This is a genomic window from Prevotella sp. oral taxon 306 str. F0472 (assembly GCF_000257925.1).
In the GTDB taxonomy this organism is placed as follows: domain Bacteria; phylum Bacteroidota; class Bacteroidia; order Bacteroidales; family Bacteroidaceae; genus Prevotella; species Prevotella vespertina.
Genome location: NZ_AJIN01000061.1, coordinates 77,174 through 92,635 on the forward strand (window position 1 = coordinate 77,174; position 15,462 = coordinate 92,635).

The 15,462-nt window shown below is 43.6% G+C and carries 16 protein-coding genes; 8 read left to right on the top strand and 8 right to left on the bottom strand.

Annotation, left to right across the window (positions count from 1 at the left end; all coding sequences use genetic code 11):
* The first annotated feature begins 47 nt into the window (after positions 1 to 47).
* From HMPREF9969_RS09605 to HMPREF9969_RS09620, 4 genes are all read left to right on the top strand, one after another.
* On the top strand, positions 48 to 893 hold the full coding sequence (locus HMPREF9969_RS09605) for an SDR family NAD(P)-dependent oxidoreductase (protein WP_083835319.1): 846 nt from the start codon (positions 48 to 50) through the stop codon (positions 891 to 893).
* On the top strand, positions 890 to 2,410 hold the full coding sequence (locus tag HMPREF9969_RS09610) for a class I adenylate-forming enzyme family protein (protein ID WP_009435607.1): 1,521 nt from the start codon (positions 890 to 892) through the stop codon (positions 2,408 to 2,410). Before HMPREF9969_RS09605 ends, HMPREF9969_RS09610 begins: the two co-directional genes overlap by 4 nt.
* Before the next feature lie 102 nt (positions 2,411 to 2,512).
* Positions 2,513 to 2,863 carry a type II toxin-antitoxin system RelE/ParE family toxin gene (locus HMPREF9969_RS09615; protein WP_009435570.1) on the top strand — a complete coding sequence of 117 codons (351 nt, stop codon included), beginning with the start codon at positions 2,513 to 2,515 and terminating at the stop codon, positions 2,861 to 2,863.
* Entirely contained in the window at positions 2,860 to 3,180 is a 321-nt protein-coding gene (locus tag HMPREF9969_RS09620; RefSeq protein WP_009435623.1) for a helix-turn-helix domain-containing protein, read from the top strand. Before HMPREF9969_RS09615 ends, HMPREF9969_RS09620 begins: the two co-directional genes overlap by 4 nt.
* 161 nt (positions 3,181 to 3,341) lie before the next feature.
* Here HMPREF9969_RS09620 and HMPREF9969_RS09625 read toward each other — a convergent pair whose 3' ends face one another.
* Together HMPREF9969_RS09625 and HMPREF9969_RS09630 are read right to left on the bottom strand one after the other, a co-directional pair.
* On the bottom strand, positions 3,342 to 4,214 hold the full coding sequence (locus HMPREF9969_RS09625; protein ID WP_009435604.1) for an RNA polymerase sigma factor RpoD/SigA: 873 nt from the start codon (positions 4,212 to 4,214) through the stop codon (positions 3,342 to 3,344).
* Positions 4,215 to 4,735: 521 nt separating this feature from the next.
* The gene (locus HMPREF9969_RS09630; protein WP_024985778.1) at positions 4,736 to 5,110 is read right to left on the bottom strand and encodes a RidA family protein; all 375 of its coding nucleotides are present in this window, start codon (positions 5,108 to 5,110) and stop codon (positions 4,736 to 4,738) included.
* Between the two features lie 185 nt (positions 5,111 to 5,295).
* On the opposite strand from HMPREF9969_RS09630, the gene HMPREF9969_RS09635 reads away from it, so the two are divergent.
* The 3 genes from HMPREF9969_RS09635 (at position 5,296) to HMPREF9969_RS09645 (ending at position 8,328) form a co-directional block, all read left to right on the top strand.
* On the top strand, positions 5,296 to 6,525 hold the full coding sequence (locus HMPREF9969_RS09635; RefSeq protein WP_083835320.1) for a phosphoribosylaminoimidazolecarboxamide formyltransferase: 1,230 nt from the start codon (positions 5,296 to 5,298) through the stop codon (positions 6,523 to 6,525).
* An 11-nt stretch (positions 6,526 to 6,536) separates the two neighbouring features.
* Entirely contained in the window at positions 6,537 to 6,722 is a 186-nt protein-coding gene (locus HMPREF9969_RS09640) for a hypothetical protein (protein ID WP_004383746.1), read from the top strand.
* A 64-nt stretch (positions 6,723 to 6,786) separates the two neighbouring features.
* The gene (locus HMPREF9969_RS09645; protein WP_009435588.1) at positions 6,787 to 8,328 is read left to right on the top strand and encodes an ATP-binding protein; all 1,542 of its coding nucleotides are present in this window, start codon (positions 6,787 to 6,789) and stop codon (positions 8,326 to 8,328) included.
* 622 nt (positions 8,329 to 8,950) lie between these two features.
* Here HMPREF9969_RS09645 and HMPREF9969_RS09650 read toward each other — a convergent pair.
* The 5 genes from HMPREF9969_RS09650 to hpt all read right to left on the bottom strand — a co-directional run bounded on the left by HMPREF9969_RS09650 (position 8,951) and on the right by hpt (position 12,739).
* Positions 8,951 to 9,535: a hypothetical protein gene (locus HMPREF9969_RS09650; RefSeq protein WP_009435620.1), complete on the bottom strand. Its 585-nt coding sequence runs from the start codon at positions 9,533 to 9,535 to the stop codon at positions 8,951 to 8,953.
* Between the two features lie 28 nt (positions 9,536 to 9,563).
* The gene (gene pgeF / locus HMPREF9969_RS09655) at positions 9,564 to 10,343 is read right to left on the bottom strand and encodes a peptidoglycan editing factor PgeF (protein WP_009435650.1); all 780 of its coding nucleotides are present in this window, start codon (positions 10,341 to 10,343) and stop codon (positions 9,564 to 9,566) included.
* A complete protein-coding gene (gene obgE, locus HMPREF9969_RS09660) occupies positions 10,336 to 11,505 on the bottom strand; it encodes a GTPase ObgE (protein WP_009435576.1) in 1,170 nt (389 codons plus the stop codon). The genes pgeF and obgE overlap by 8 nt, the downstream gene beginning before the upstream one ends.
* Before the next feature lie 115 nt (positions 11,506 to 11,620).
* On the bottom strand, positions 11,621 to 12,193 hold the full coding sequence (locus HMPREF9969_RS09665; RefSeq protein ID WP_009435649.1) for an adenylate kinase: 573 nt from the start codon (positions 12,191 to 12,193) through the stop codon (positions 11,621 to 11,623).
* Positions 12,194 to 12,199: 6 nt separating this feature from the next.
* On the bottom strand, positions 12,200 to 12,739 hold the full coding sequence (hpt, locus tag HMPREF9969_RS09670; protein ID WP_009435608.1) for a hypoxanthine phosphoribosyltransferase: 540 nt from the start codon (positions 12,737 to 12,739) through the stop codon (positions 12,200 to 12,202).
* A gap of 92 nt (positions 12,740 to 12,831) precedes the next feature.
* Here hpt and HMPREF9969_RS09675 point away from each other — a divergent pair, with 92 nt between their 5' ends.
* Complete coding sequence (locus HMPREF9969_RS09675; RefSeq protein ID WP_009435613.1) at positions 12,832 to 14,349, top strand: NAD(P)H-hydrate dehydratase; 1,518 nt, start codon at positions 12,832 to 12,834, stop codon at positions 14,347 to 14,349.
* A gap of 690 nt (positions 14,350 to 15,039) precedes the next feature.
* Here the strand turns inward: HMPREF9969_RS09675 and HMPREF9969_RS13060 are convergent.
* On the bottom strand, positions 15,040 to 15,462 hold a 423-nt coding region (locus HMPREF9969_RS13060; protein WP_009435644.1), incomplete at its 5' end, for a histone-like DNA-binding protein.

Here is a 15,462-nt window from a genome sequence, read left to right on the forward strand (position 1 = left end):
TACAGAACAGCGTTGGTTCTTAGAGACGAATAGAGAAGAATGCACCCATGAGAGCATCTATCAAAAGTAAGTTAATGGCTATCAGCACTGCAATAGCTTATCCGCCCATCCATTTAAAACGCCAAGTAGTGGCAAAGGAAATGCGTGGGAAGTGGGCAATCGTTACGGGTGCATCCCACGGGATAGGGCGTGCTCTGACAGAGGAATTAATATCTTCGGGCGCAAACATCTTTCTTATTGCACGCAGTGAAGCGGAGTTACAAATGCTCTGTACGAAAGCTAAGGAACAAGGGTGCCATGCGGATTATTGTGCGATAGACCTCCGTGATAGGGCGCAACTCAACCGTCTCTGTCAAAGACTACGCAAGGATATGCCACAAGTGGACTATCTTTTCTGCAATGCAGGCAAATCCATTCATCGCAATATCGCACTGGCAATAGACCGATTGCACGACTATGACCGCACAATGGACCTCAATTATCGATCCTTTGTGGCGTTATCACTCGCACTATTACCTGCCTTGCAAACAAATAAAGGGCATATCGTTTACTCATCCTCCGTAAGTTCTCTTTATCCAATGGCACCGGGTTGGTCGGCTTATCACGCCTCCAAAGCTGCCGCCAACGCATGGCTTGACACGGCAAGGATAGAGTTAAAGAAGTTAGGGGTGCGCGTTCATGTGGCTTACCTGCCCTTGGTTCATACACAGATGTCGGATGTTAACAGGCAATATCGTAATCTTCCAGCTTACAATCCAGCCAATGCTGCTCAGATTCTCTTGCGCCTCTGCATAGGAAAGAAGTATCGTTACCAACCCTGGTGGGCTACTCTCTCTATTCCCATTGCACGTTTCATTGCTCCTATAATCCGTCTTTTCTATCAGAAACTATGAAGATTAAAACATTAGGAAACCTCCTTCTCATCCTTTATCGACTACATATTCTTTCGCCAAAAGGATTATTCTACTGGGCAAAATACTTGCTTTCAGAAGGAATGAGTTTGATGGCTCTGCTCCGTTTCGCCGCTCACTTCTATCCGAATCGCTGTGCGATAAAGGATGAAGAAGGTTCTCTAACATATCAAGAAACATACGAGAAAGCACAAAAACTGGCTCAACTGCTCTATACACAATACCAACTACGCCCCAAGATGAACGTTGCTCTCTTAGGACGTAACAGCCTCATCCTGTCCTTACTGCTCCCTGCTCTCTCCCGAATAGGTGCTCATATCACTTTGTTGAACACTGACATGCCACAAGATCAGCTTTTAGAATATCTGAGAAAACATCATTATCAACTCTTTCTATATGATAAAGAGCTGATAGAAAAGCCTCAACTAATAACTTGTAAAGCTGTAACAACAGAGGAACTACACCAGCTTATTATATATAGGGACTACAAGAAATGCAAAATGAAGCTCTCTCGTATGTTCCAAGGAACAAAGATTATCATTCATACGGGCGGTTCGAGTGGTAATTACAAGGCTGTGGCTCGACGTCCAGCCATCATGTCCTTCCTCCCTCCTCTCATCGCCCTGCTCCACAAAATAGGGATTTATCGCTATGAAAGTGTGCTCATCTCTTTACCTTTCTATCATGGTTTCGGACTTGCCACACTTATTGTTTCACTCTTAATGGGTAAGAAGATCTGTCTACAAAGGCGTTTCCTCGTGCAAGAAACACTATCCATTATCCAGAACGAACACATTGAAGTAATGCCCATCGTGCCTGCTATGCTTTCAAGACTATGGCAGATAGAAGGTGCAAAAGCACAAATGAAGAGTTTGAAATGCCTCATCTGTGGAGGTGACCGACTTCCAAAGCAGCTCATCGAAACTACTCATCAACAACTGGGGGATGTTCTTTACAATCTCTATGGCACTTCTGAAGCGGGCTTCTTCTTACTTGCTACTCCGCAAGACCTTGCTGCTTTCGACGAAACAACGCTTGGGAAAGCGATATGGGGAGTAAGGTGTAAGATGAAGGAAGCCAACGAGGAGCATGTGGGTGAACTATGGGTGCGTTCGAGTTGGGCTATGGCTGGACGTAAGAACCAATGGCAAAGCACAGGAGACTTGGTCTTTCAGAATCTCGATGGGTACTATTTTCATCGAGGTAGAACCGACCGAATGGTGGTATGTGGGGGTGAGAACGTCCACCCAGAACACATAGAACAGGTGCTACTTGCCCACCCTTCCATCATTGCAGTGCGTGTCTTTGCCGTTCCTCATCCACTCTTTGGTAATATAATACAGGCTGAAGTTGAATGTTCCTCACCCTCATCCTTGACAGAAGAAGAACTCCTCACATGGCTTAAACCCCAACTCTCACGTGCTGAAATGCCACATGGTATAACCTTCCAAAACATCGGAATGCTATCAACTGGTAAACAAAAAGCATGGAAAACTTAATATTCTCATCAACAACATTTGCCTTCCTTTTATAAAAAAGACCATTATAAGTTTCCTATATAAGAAACTTTTATTATCTTTGTAGCATCAAATAACCTGAATATGAACGATTATTTCAAACTCTTTTTATCACAAGAAGCAGAAGAGTTTCTATATTCACTCCCTGTTATGGCAAGGCGGAAAATGATGTATAACATACGCCGTATCCAAGAAGGAGAACGTAATAAAGAGCTCTTCAAGAAGTTAGAAAACTCAGAGATATGGGAGTTTCGAACACTATATAACAAACTCGCTTATCGCTTATTCGCCTTTTGGGATAAAGAAGAAGAGACTTTAATTATTGCAACTCATGGTATTATAAAAAAGACACAAAAGACTCCTCTTAAAGAAATAATCAAGGCAGAGAGACTAAGACAGGAATATTTTAATAATAAGAAAACAAAGACAAGATGATGAAACTAAAAGACTTTGATATAGTACAAGACGAGTTATTAGGCAAAAAAGGCACTCCAGAACGAGATGCATTTGAGAAAGATGTAGCAGAGGCAGTGCAGGCGTATAAGATTGGAGAGGCTATCAAAATAGCTAGAAAAGCTCAAAATCTAACGCAAGAAGAGCTTGGTCATCGCGTAGGTGTGCAAAAGGCACAAATCTCCAGACTAGAGAAAGGCAAAAGCATAACGTTTAGTACACTTGCAAAAGTATTTAAGGCAATGAATATACCAGTATCTCTAGACATGGGGACGATTGGTAAGGTTGCCCTCTGGTAATTAATCTTTCATCAACAACATTTGCCCTCCTCAAAATCAAATAGGAGTATTGGGGAAAAGATAAACTCCTTTTATCAACAACTAAAAAAGCCCTACAACAATCGTTGTAGGGCTTTTCTCTTTTTCTTATAGCTGTCTCCTCATTGCGAGGGAACGCTTCTTTAACCTAGATACTTCATCAACACACGGGCATTACCACTCTCACGTATCTTCTCAATAGCCTTCTCTCGAATCTGACGAACACGCTCACGAGTAAGTCCCATCTCGGTTCCTATCTCCTCTAAACCCTTCTCCTGACAACCGATACCGAAGCATTCTGTAACGATCTTAATCTCTCTGTCCTTCAGAGTATTCTGTAGAACGGCACGCAAATCATCTGACATTGACTCAAAATCAACGCCCTTATCCGTACGAGAATCATCACCAGAAGAGAGCATATCACTCATGGAGTTATCATCGTCATCACTAAATGGTGCATCAATACTCATGTGATGGTTGTCCGCACTCTGGCTCTGACGAATACGTGCCTCATCAATACCTGTAAGCTCAGCAAGCTCATGGATTGAGGGACGACGATTGTGTTTCTGCACAAACTCATTCGTTACCTGGTTGATTTTTGATATAGCACCAACCTGGTTAAGAGGCAATCGCACAATACGACTCTGCTCTGCGATGGCTTGCAGAATGCTCTGACGAATCCACCACACAGCGTATGAAATGAACTTAAAACCACGAGTTTCATCGAACTTCTCGGCTGCTTTTACCAAACCAATATTGCCCTCGTCGATAAGATCGGTTAGTGAGAGACCTTGGTGCTGATACTGCTTTGCCACAGAAACAACGAACCTAAGGTTGGCTTTTATCAGCTTCTCCTTTGCGCGTTCGCCCTTTCGTCCACCCTTATGAATCTCTTGTGCGAGTTCAATCTCCTCATCAACTGTAATCATCGGCTCACGTCCTATCTCAACAAGATACTTGTCTAAAGCCTCGCTGGAACGGTTCGTGATACTCTTAGAAATCTTAAGTTGTCTCATGAATAATTATTATTTCCTCCTTTAATGATCTATTAGTTCCTCCTAAAAATAATAGCTTTTCCCGTTATCCTAAGTTGATACGGCGTGCAAAGGTACATATAATTATGTAGAAAACAAAATCTAGTTGGATATAATTCGGGTCTTTTATGCTTTTTTATAGATTAGTTGTCTCTCACAGAGGAACTTGTTTTAAAGACATGATAACATAAGAACATATTGTTTGAATGACATACTTTAAAGACAGAGGAACTTGTTTTAAAGACAAAATGACATAACGACATATTGTTTGAATGACATATTATTAAGACAGAGGAACATAGTAACACGAATCGTAATAACGAAAGGGCAAAAAGAAAGAAACGCCCTTCTCCATTTGAGAAGGGCGTTTCGTCCTAGCCAAGAGAGCCTTTCCTTACACCAACGAGACGCCCCCTTTGTTTGCAAACAAAGGTTTTTACTCCCCTCTCCATTCGGAGAGGGGGCGGGGGAGAGGCTGTAGATGGTTGGGGGAGAGGCTGTCTTTACTTTACAGCAATACACTCAACTTCCACCAAGGCACCCTTTGGTAAGGTTTTAACAGCTACTGCCGAACGTGCTGGATAAGGCTCTTTGAAGAACTCGGCATATACCTCGTTCATCGCTGCAAAGTTATCCATATCAGAAAGGAAAACGGTTGTCTTCACAACATGAGATAGGTCAACACCAGCTGACGCCAGTACGTTTTGTGCATTAGTAATTGATTGGCGAGTCTGTTCCTTCACACCTCCTTCTGCGAAAGCGTTGGTAGCTGGATCGATAGGAAGCTGACCAGATGCAAAGATGAAACCATTGGCCTCGATTGCCTGACTGTAAGGTCCAACGGCTGCAGGAGCCTTGTCTGTGTGTAATGCGTGCATGTCTTTAAGATTTAAAAAGGAGTTAGAGACGTTAAAGAAGTCATCAGAAGCAACGCTAACATCCCTATTCTCCATCTGTTAATACTGTTATTTACGGCTGTAAAATTACTATTTTTCTATAAAAGGAACAAAGCATAGCAGTGATTTTTATCGAATAACAACGAAGGAGAAAGGGCTTTTCAATTATTTTTCGCTACCTTTGTAGCACCAATCACATATACCACATAAGTTATATGAAAGAATTAGCTCTTAAGTACGGATGCAATCCGAACCAAACGCCTTCACGTATTTATATGGAGGAAGGCGAACTCCCTATCACTGTTCTTAGTGGGCGTCCAGGATACATAAACTTCCTTGATGCGCTTAATAGTTGGCAACTCGTTAAGGAATTAAAGGCTGCTACTGGACTGCCTGCAGCAGCTTCGTTCAAACATGTTAGCCCTGCTGGTGCTGCCGTAGGACTGCCTCTTAGTGACACACTAAAGAAGATTTACTTCGTTGATGACGTCGACTTCGAGTTGACACCATTGGCTAGTGCATACGCAAGAGCACGTGGCGCCGACCGTATGTGTTCGTATGGCGACTTCTGTGCACTTAGTGATACTTGTGACAAGGAAACGGCTTTGCTCATCAAACGTGAGGTGAGTGATGGTGTGATTGCACCTGACTTTACACCTGAAGCACTAGACATTCTCAAGGCGAAACGCAAGGGTGGTTACAACGTTATAAAGATTGATCCGAATTACACCCCAGCCCCAATCGAGCACAAGCAAGTGTTTGGCATTACCTTTGAACAGGGCAGGAACGAGGTGAAACTAGATGATCCTGCGCTCTTCGAGAATATCCCTACAAAGAATAAAACGTTCACCGAAGAGGCAAAACGCGACCTTATTATCTCGCTCATCACACTGAAGTACACACAAAGTAACTCTGTTTGCTATGTGAAGGATGGGCAGGCTATCGGTATCGGAGCCGGTCAGCAAAGTCGTATTCACTGCACTCGTTTGGCTGGTAATAAGGCTGATGAGTGGTGGTTGCGTCAATGTCCAAAGGTAATGAACCTACCTTTCAAGGAGGGTATTCGTCGTGCCGATCGTGATAACACCATCAATGTTTACATCTCAGATGAGTATGAGGACGTATTGCAAGAAGGGGTTTGGCAACAGTTCTTCACCACTCGCCCAGAGCCTCTCACACGTGAGGAACGCAAGGAATGGATTGCTAAGAACACAGGAGTAGCACTCGGTTCGGATGCCTTCTTCCCCTTCGGTGACAACATCGAACGTGCCCACAAGAGTGGAGTGGAGTATATTGCACAGGCTGGTGGCAGCATTCGTGACGACCATGTCATCGATACTTGCGATAAATATGGTATCGCAATGGCATTCACAGGAGTACGTTTATTCCATCATTAAACCGATTTTGTATGAGCGAGATAGATGATATTATAGAAGGAGGAATGGTCTTCCGAGGTGCATCAAAGCCCAAGAATGATGATGGGAAAGTAAAGACTAAAGCCAAGAAGAAGAAGTATATTACTGGTGCGCACGGCTCTGGCAGTGCTAAGCAAAAGGCTAAGTACCGCCAGCAAAGAGCCAATCGCCACAAGTAATTAGCTTTTCTCTGCGACTTAGGCAAGTCCTTTTAGCATTATAAAAAGAGTAAGGAGGCAGAAGATGAAGTACCCGATTGGATTACAGAGTTTCGAAGACATAAGGAAAAGTAAGTTCTTGTATGTAGACAAGACCGACATGGTTTACAACTTAACAAGGGATGGGAAATACTACTTCCTAAGCCGTCCGCGCCGCTTTGGTAAGAGTCTTCTCGTATCAACCTTAGAGGCTTACTTCTCTGGAAAGAAAGAACTCTTCGCAGGCTTAGCCATTGACTCTTTGGAGAAGGAATGGGCTAGTTATCCTGTTCTACACCTCGACTTGAACACTGATAATTACAAGACTGAAGGTGCATTAGAGCTTCGATTGACGCTTGCTATCACCCAATGGGAGAGCATCTATGGGCGTTATGAATTAGAGAAAACGCTTTCTCAACGCTTTGAAGGTGTGATAGAACGAGCCTATAAGAAGACTGGTAAGCAGGTAGTTATCCTAGTGGATGAGTATGACAAACCGCTCTTGCAAGCCATAGGGAACAATGAGTTGCAGGCTGACTATCGTGGTTTATTGAAGTCGGTCTATGGTGCTTTGAAGTCACAAGACCGCTACATCCGTTTCGCCTTACTCACTGGTGTAACGAAGTTCGGCAAGGTTAGCGTCTTTAGCGACCTCAACAACCTGCAAGATCTATCAATGGATGAGGAGTACCAAGCACTTTGTGGCGTTACGCAAGATGAGTTAGAAACCATTTTCGCAGAGCCGATCAAGCAACTTGCCACTAAGTATAAACTATCCGTGGAAGAGGCACTTTGCCGATTAAAAGAACGATATGATGGCTATCACTTCGTGGAGAATGGCATTGGAATCTATAATCCTTTTAGTTTGCTAAATACCTTCAAACGACTCCAATTCGGTAGTTATTGGTTTGAAACGGGTACACCCACTTACCTCGTGGAGTTGCTGAAACAGGACAATTACAGGCTGCCCAACTTGACGAAGGAGGTGTCAACTGCGGATGTTCTCAACTGTATTGATACGGCTTCAAACAACCCTATTCCCGTCCTTTATCAGAGTGGTTACCTCACCATTAAGAGCTTTGATGAGGAGTTCGGAGAGTATCGCTTGGGCTTTCCTAATAAGGAAGTTGAGGAGGGATTCACACGTTTCTTGCTGCCTTATTACACTGGTTTGCGCAATCCAGAGACGCCTTTTTCAATGGGCGAGTTCGTGCGTGACCTTCGTTCGGGACGTCCAGAAGACTTCATGCAACGCATGGCAACACTCTTTGCAGATACCGACTATAAGATTGTGGGGAACTCGGAACTATACTTCCAAAACGCTTTCTATCTTATAGCAAAGATGATGGGATTCTATACAAAGGTGGAACGCACGACCAGTAATGGGCGTATGGACTTGACGATTGAGACGAACGATTACGTCTATATCGTTGAGTTCAAACTTGATGGTTCGGCTGATGTTGCACTGCAGCAAATCGATGAGAAAGGTTATGCTCAACCCTTTGCAATGGACAAGCGACAGCTCTTCAAGATTGGTGTTAACTTCTCGCTTGAGAAGAGATGTATAGACAAATGGCTGATAGCATAAGTCGGCTTAGCGCATAACAAACCTTACTTTCAACATGATTAAAGGGATGTGTCGAGGTGTAAACCACCCTCCGCACATCCCTTTAAGTATCTCCCATCGCCTCTCATAAGTATCTCTTGCACCCTTCAGAGCGTTACTCTTTTGGATTATACAAGCGTGTAGAACGAATTATACAGACGTGTATAACGAGTTCTACAAACGTGTATAACCAATTATACAAACGTGTATAAAACCACGACCCAGCGGTTCTAATGAAACGTACTGATACTAGGATGTGTGAGACGGACATACTTAGTCTTAACTTGCAAGGCTATCTATCAGTTACATCCAACATACTTTAATGAGATAAAGAGAAGTAAGGTAATACAGATGTGACCATAAGTAGCCCATCAAGAGGGGCTCTCTTGCAATGCAAGAAGGCGTTTCTTTGATGTAAAGGGAGGCTTTCTTTGATGTGAAGAAAGCCTCTCTTCATTTGCAAGCCGCAATCTTCACTCCCCTCCCCATTCGGTGAGAGGTTGGAGAGTGAGGCTCTTCCTTTCCCCTTTGGGGTAGATCGGATGGAGTTATCTCATCCGTATGTTCCGTGATTAGAGTATGTCAGCAATACGGATGTTAGGCGTTATTTCAAATGGGAAGAATGTAGTTGTTTGATATAACGGAACGTTGCTAACATGGGTTGGGATAGTGCTAATGAATCGTTATACAGCGAGTCGCGCAGCGTAATTACACCTTTCTTACGACTTTGCTGCACGTGTCGGAGGGCTATACTCCCTACTGCCTCCTCCCAGAAATAATCGTCTCCACCAACACTAATCATGGTTGTGTCATTGTAAGTTTGCAATAAAACCTGCTCCACATGAGGGTTCTTTCGTCTTATCAAGGCGTCCAATGCGGAGAGACGAACAACGGGCGAATAACGATGATGGGTATAAGTTAGGAGTTGAGAATCGGTGCAAAGGCTGTCTAACAAGTCTTGAACACGCGGACAGGGAACTGCCTTTCTACGCTTCATAAAGGCTGTGTCGACCTTAGCCAACAGGCTATCATAATTGTAAGAGCACCTTGCTGTCTTCGTTAGTGTATAGTCATCGAAGCCACCCGACCAATTCAATAGGAATAAGACCTTGCTTAATTGTCCTTGACGGTTATCTGTACAGGACAATAGCAAGGCACTGATTACGAAGATAAAGACTATTTTTCTCATTCCTGTTAAGTATTTAGAAGTGAAGAAACTAACGCAGAGCTATACCCGTATAAATGGTTCCGAAACCCTCTTTGAGGATTCGTGCCGAGAAGAAGTCATCGGCATTGTCGTAGGTACAAATAGCTGATTGAAGGATGTTCGAGGCTGGAACTCCCATCTCTTCAAGCTGTAGTTGGTTGCAAAGAGGGAGGTCTATATGCCACTTCTCGTGCCTCTTTGCAATACGATCCATAGGGAAGTTCGCCGTGGCGAAGGCGTCATATACCTCCTGCCCTACCTCAAAGTTCTTCTCAGATATGCAGGGTCCAATAACTACTTTAAGCTCTGCTGGCTTCGTATCATATTGCTCCATCATGTGCTTCAAGGTGTGTTGTGCAATACGCTGCACCGTCCCTCTCCACCCTGCATGGGCTGCTCCTATGGCGTGATGAGTGGGGTCATAGAAGAGAACAGGGACGCAATCGGCAGTGTGTACACCAATGCAAACATTACAACAATCGGTAATGACGGCATCTTTCCCCTCTTCCTTTTCTGCTTGTTGAGCCTTTGATAATTGGAAGAACTCGCTTGTTACGATCAGACAATGGGTTTCGTGTATCTGATGAAGGCGCACAAATCTATCCGCCTCAACCCCTATCTCGGTTGCTACAGCTTGTAAGTTTGTGGCAACGGCAGTAGGATCATCCCCACGATGAGGGTTGATGTTCAGCGTGGCAAGTTGTCCCTTGCTGACACCACCATGCCGAGTTGTGCTGAAAGCAACAACCCCTTTGGCAATGTCATAATAGTGTAATACGGGCTTAATCATTGGTATATTCAAAGTCATCAAGGTCTTCCACCTCATCCAATTCATCAATACCAACCTCCTCAACATCGTCGATGTCGGCATCTTCAGCAGCCAATTCCGCAGCGAAACGACTCATATCTTTATCGCGATGAACGAGTGTGTCCTCTGAAGTTATGTCTTGCAACTTATTGCTTTCAGCGTTTAGTTCCTTCCAAAGAACGTCCTTTAAATCATCAATTCCTTGACCAGTTACAGCCGAAATGAATACTACAGGGAGGTCATCGGGTAATGTTTCTTTGAGCATTTCGATGAGTTCCTCGTCTAGTAAATCGCACTTCGTAACCGCCAAGACACGATGTTTATCGAGCATCTCAGGGTTGAATTGCCTTAGTTCATTGAGTAGAATCTCATATTCCTTCTTGATATCATCCGTATCACCAGGTACCATAAAGAGCAAGAGAGAGTTGCGCTCAATATGACGAAGGAAGCGCAAACCGAGTCCCTTTCCTTCGCTAGCTCCCTCGATAATACCCGGTATATCAGCCATCACGAAACTCTGATTATCACGATAGCTAACAATGCCCAACGAGGGTTCCATTGTAGTGAAAGGGTAATTGGCAATCTTTGGTTTCGCACTTGAAAGCGATGATAACAAGGTTGACTTACCGGCATTGGGGAATCCAACAAGTCCCACATCAGCTAAGAGTTTAAGCTCAAGTATGACCGTCATCTCCTGCATTGGCTCACCCGGTTGGGCGTAACGTGGAGCCTGGTTTGTCGATGTTCTGAATTGGAAATTGCCCAATCCTCCTCGTCCACCTTTCAATAACATCACCGTCTGCCCATCGTGCATAACATCGCAGACATACTTTCCTGTCTCGGCATCATATACCACAGTACCACATGGGACATCAATATAAACATCCTTACCATCCGTTCCGTGGCACTTATCACGGCCTCCATTGCCTCCATGTTCGGCGTAGACATGACGCTGATACTTCAAGTGAAGCAATGTCCAATAGTTATGGTTACCACGCAGATAAACGCTCCCGCCTTTACCTCCATCACCACCATCAGGGCCGCCATTAGGGTTATACTTCACATGACGAAGGTGCATAGAGCCTCTTCCACCCTTACCTGATCGACAGTAAATCTTTACATAGTCTACGAAGTTACTATCCATTGTATATATTTAAAGGGAAGCCTCCCCAAGCCCCTCCAAAGGAGGGGATGTCTGATTACCTCAAGTGGTAACTTAAACATCCCCTCCTTTGGAGGGGCTTGGGGAGGCATTATTATTATAGTTGTTCTATAACCTCTGCAATTCTATTGAATATCTCATCAACAGAACCTAAGCCTTCTACATGATGATGAATACCCTCACCCTCATACCATTCAATCAATGGAGAGGTCTGTGTGTGGTAAACATTAAGACGCTTCTTGATTGTCTCCTCATTGTCATCAGAACGACCACTTTGCTGTCCACGGAGTACCAAACGCTTCATTAACTCGTCCTCTGGTACGAACAACTCAATCATTGCAGCAACATTATGACCACGCTCTGCTAACATCTTCTTCAGTGCTTCCGCTTGTGGTATTGTACGTGGGAAACCATCAAAGATAACACCCTTGTGCTCTTTACCAAAACTATCATAAACACTTGCAAGAATGTCTACCATCAACTCATCTGGTATAAGCTGACCATTGTCAATGTAGCCTTTTGCAGTCTTACCTAACTCTGTTCCGTTCTTGATTTCATTACGAAGTACATCCCCAGTAGAGATGTGTTCAAAACCATACTTCTCAATCATCTTGTCGCTCTGAGTACCCTTTCCAGCACCAGGCGCACCAAAAATAACAATATTCTTCATTATTCTTTATTCTTTTACAAGCGTATAAATATCTCTTAAATTACGACCCTCTTGGTCATAGTCGAGCCCATAACCTACAATAAAATCATTAGGTATCTCAAACGCTGCATACTCTATATTCAATGGGACTGTGAGCTTACCTGGCTTCAACAATAAGGTACAGATGTGAAGACCAGCAGGCTTGTGGGCTCTCAATGTCTCTAGCATTCGTTCCATAGTAGCACCTGTGTCAACAATATCTTCTACTATGATAACCTCACGACCACTAATATCATTGTTCAGACCTATCACCTCTTTAATGGCTCCAGTAGAGCTTGTTCCTTGATAAGATGCCAACTTCACGAAGGATATCTCACATGGAATTGTGATGTTCTTCATTAAGTCTGATGCATACATGAAGGAGCCGTTCAATACCGCAAGAAAGAGCGGAGTCTTTCCCTCAAAATCCTTATTAATACGATTAGCTACCTGCTTTACTCTCTCTAGAATCTCTCTTTCAGGAAGGGATGTCTCGAACGTTTTATCCTTAATAGTTACACGACTCATGATGATATAAATCTTTATTTTCCGCAAAATTACGAAATTTATAGCAAACAGACATATCCGATTAGCATTAATTTTGTAATTTTGCCATCAGTATGAAGATATTTACAAGCACCCAGATACACGAACTGGACAGATATACAATAGAGCATGAACCCATCAAGTCGATTGACTTAATGGAGCGAGCAGCCAAAGCCATCACTCATGCAATCACTGAGGAATGGACCACTCACACGCCTGTTGTGGTCTTTGCTGGTCCTGGCAACAATGGTGGAGACGCCCTTGCAGTGGCTCGATTACTGATAAATGAGGGGTATAAAGTTAAGACTTATCTCTTCAATATCACGAATCATCTCTCTGATGATTGTGTACTGAATCGACAGCGTTTGCTTGATGGTAAGCATGCAAAAGACCTCATTGAAGTAACTGCCAAGTTTGACCCTCCAGAGCTTACAGCCGATATGCTTGTTGTTGATGGGCTCTTCGGTTCAGGATTAAACAAGCCTTTAGCTGGTGGATTTGCATCTTTGGTGAAGTACATCAATCAAAGTCCTGCGAAGGTCGTAAGTATTGATGTGCCATCTGGACTGATGTCTGAGGACAATACTTATAACGTACGTGCGAATATCATCCATGCGTATCTTACACTTACACTACACGAGCGGAAGTTGTCTTTCCTATTTGGAGATGCACAGCAGTTTATCGGTAAACTAAAAGTTCTCGATATACGACTTAGTCCCGAATACATCCAAAAGACGGAAGCACAATACTATGTTCTCGAAGAGAATGACATCCTTTCTCGCCTCCTTCATCGCGAAGACTTCGCTCACAAAGGTAACATGGGTAATGCTCTTATCGTTGCTGGAAGCTATGGAATGTCAGGTGCGGCAGTCCTTGCCACACGTGCTTGCTTGCGTAGTGGAGTTGGTAAGGTAACTACCATCACACCGAAGAAGAACTATGATATCATGCAGATAGCAGTCCCCGAGGCAGTACTTCAAATGGATCATGAAGAGACCGCTTTCACTGAAGCAGTAGACACTGATGGCTTCGACGCATTAGGTATCGGACCAGGCTTGGGACGCCAGGAAACGACTGCAATAGCGATGATTGCACAGATTCGACGTGCACAGTGTCCTATCGTGGCAGACGCTGATGCCTTGAATATCCTTGCCAGTCATCGTGCATGGATGCAGCAGTTACCAAAGGGAATCATCATGACTCCACATCCACAAGAGCTTGATCGTCTAACGGGATCACCCGCTAATGCCGACTATGAACGTCTACATCGAACATGCGAACTCGCTAAGTCTTTGCAGGCTTACATCATATTAAAAGGTCACAATAGTGCACTTTGCTTACCCAACGGAAACGTATTCTTCAATCCAACTGGTAACAGTGGAATGGCAACAGCAGGTAGTGGTGATGTGTTAACAGGTATCATTACCGCCCTTCTTGCACGTGGTTATCATCAGCAGAATGCCTGCATGGTTGGCATGTATTTGCATGGTCTTGCTGGCGACCTTGCCGCTAAAGAACTTGGCAAAGAGAGTCTTGTTGCAAGTGACATCATAGACCATCTTCCACAGGCTTTCCAATACTTAGAGGATTAAATAGTCGAGACAATCCTCTTGGCAAGAACTTGCATAAAAGAATATTTCGTAATTTTGCTGACTATATGGCAATCATGTATTACAGAAGAAAGATTATTTTAGCTTTATTAGAGACACTCAACAGAGATGTCTCTGCCAAAAGCATGCAAAAATATCTTTTTCTTTTCACCCGAAAGCAAACAATTGATAAGACTTTTGATTTTTAAGAACCTGTTACTACAGATATTACATTCTTATATTACCCTGTATTCCATACCTGTTTACTCTGCTTTAACCCGTGTTCCTCCATCTTATACAAAAGCCTCACCCCGTTAGGCGCCCCCCTCTCTGTAGGAGAGGGGCTGGGGGTGAGGCTATACCACAGGGAGCGAGAGAACCAAATTAATACACTAGTTTTGAAAGACATTAATTTCACAATTAATATAATCGAGTTGTCTTATTACAGAACGATTGATATCCTGAATCAATCTAATAAATGCTCCCGTGGCACGTTTATCTAGAAGCAGAACCTGTCATAAGAAATGTGTTCTTATATCATTCTGCCTAAAGCCTTGTTCTTCTCTGCTACAATGTTCCTCTAAGCAACGCAAAAAATTCTTCGCGAAGAAAATTAAAATTGTTCGCGAAGAATTTCGAATTTCTTCGCGAACAATTTTTTTGTTGTTTTAGCAGAATCTCAAAACTCCTTTATCACCCTTCTGTTACAGGACCAGAAGGCTCTGTTCCTTCTGCTTTCTTTTTCTCTTTCTTTCCCTTCTTTTCTTTCTTCTCCTTTGGTGCTACTTGCTCATACGTAACATCATTCAGTGTAAAATACTTCGCAGAGGCAAGGAACTTTATAACAGGTTTCTCGATATGCTGCTGTGCACGGAACTGCTCAACAGTCTCTACCGCCTTGCTCTTAAACGAGGGAGTCAACGTTCCCATGTCGCCAAACTCCACAATGTCACCATTGGCTACGATGTCACGGGCGGTTTCACTTGCAAGATTCAGCACGGCTGCCACCTCCTGCGCATTAAAGGTTGTTGACTTAGCAATGCGTTCGCAAAAGTTGCGGAAGTCTACACGGTGCCTACCAGTTGGACGAGCAACAATAACAGTCTTTCCAGCCTG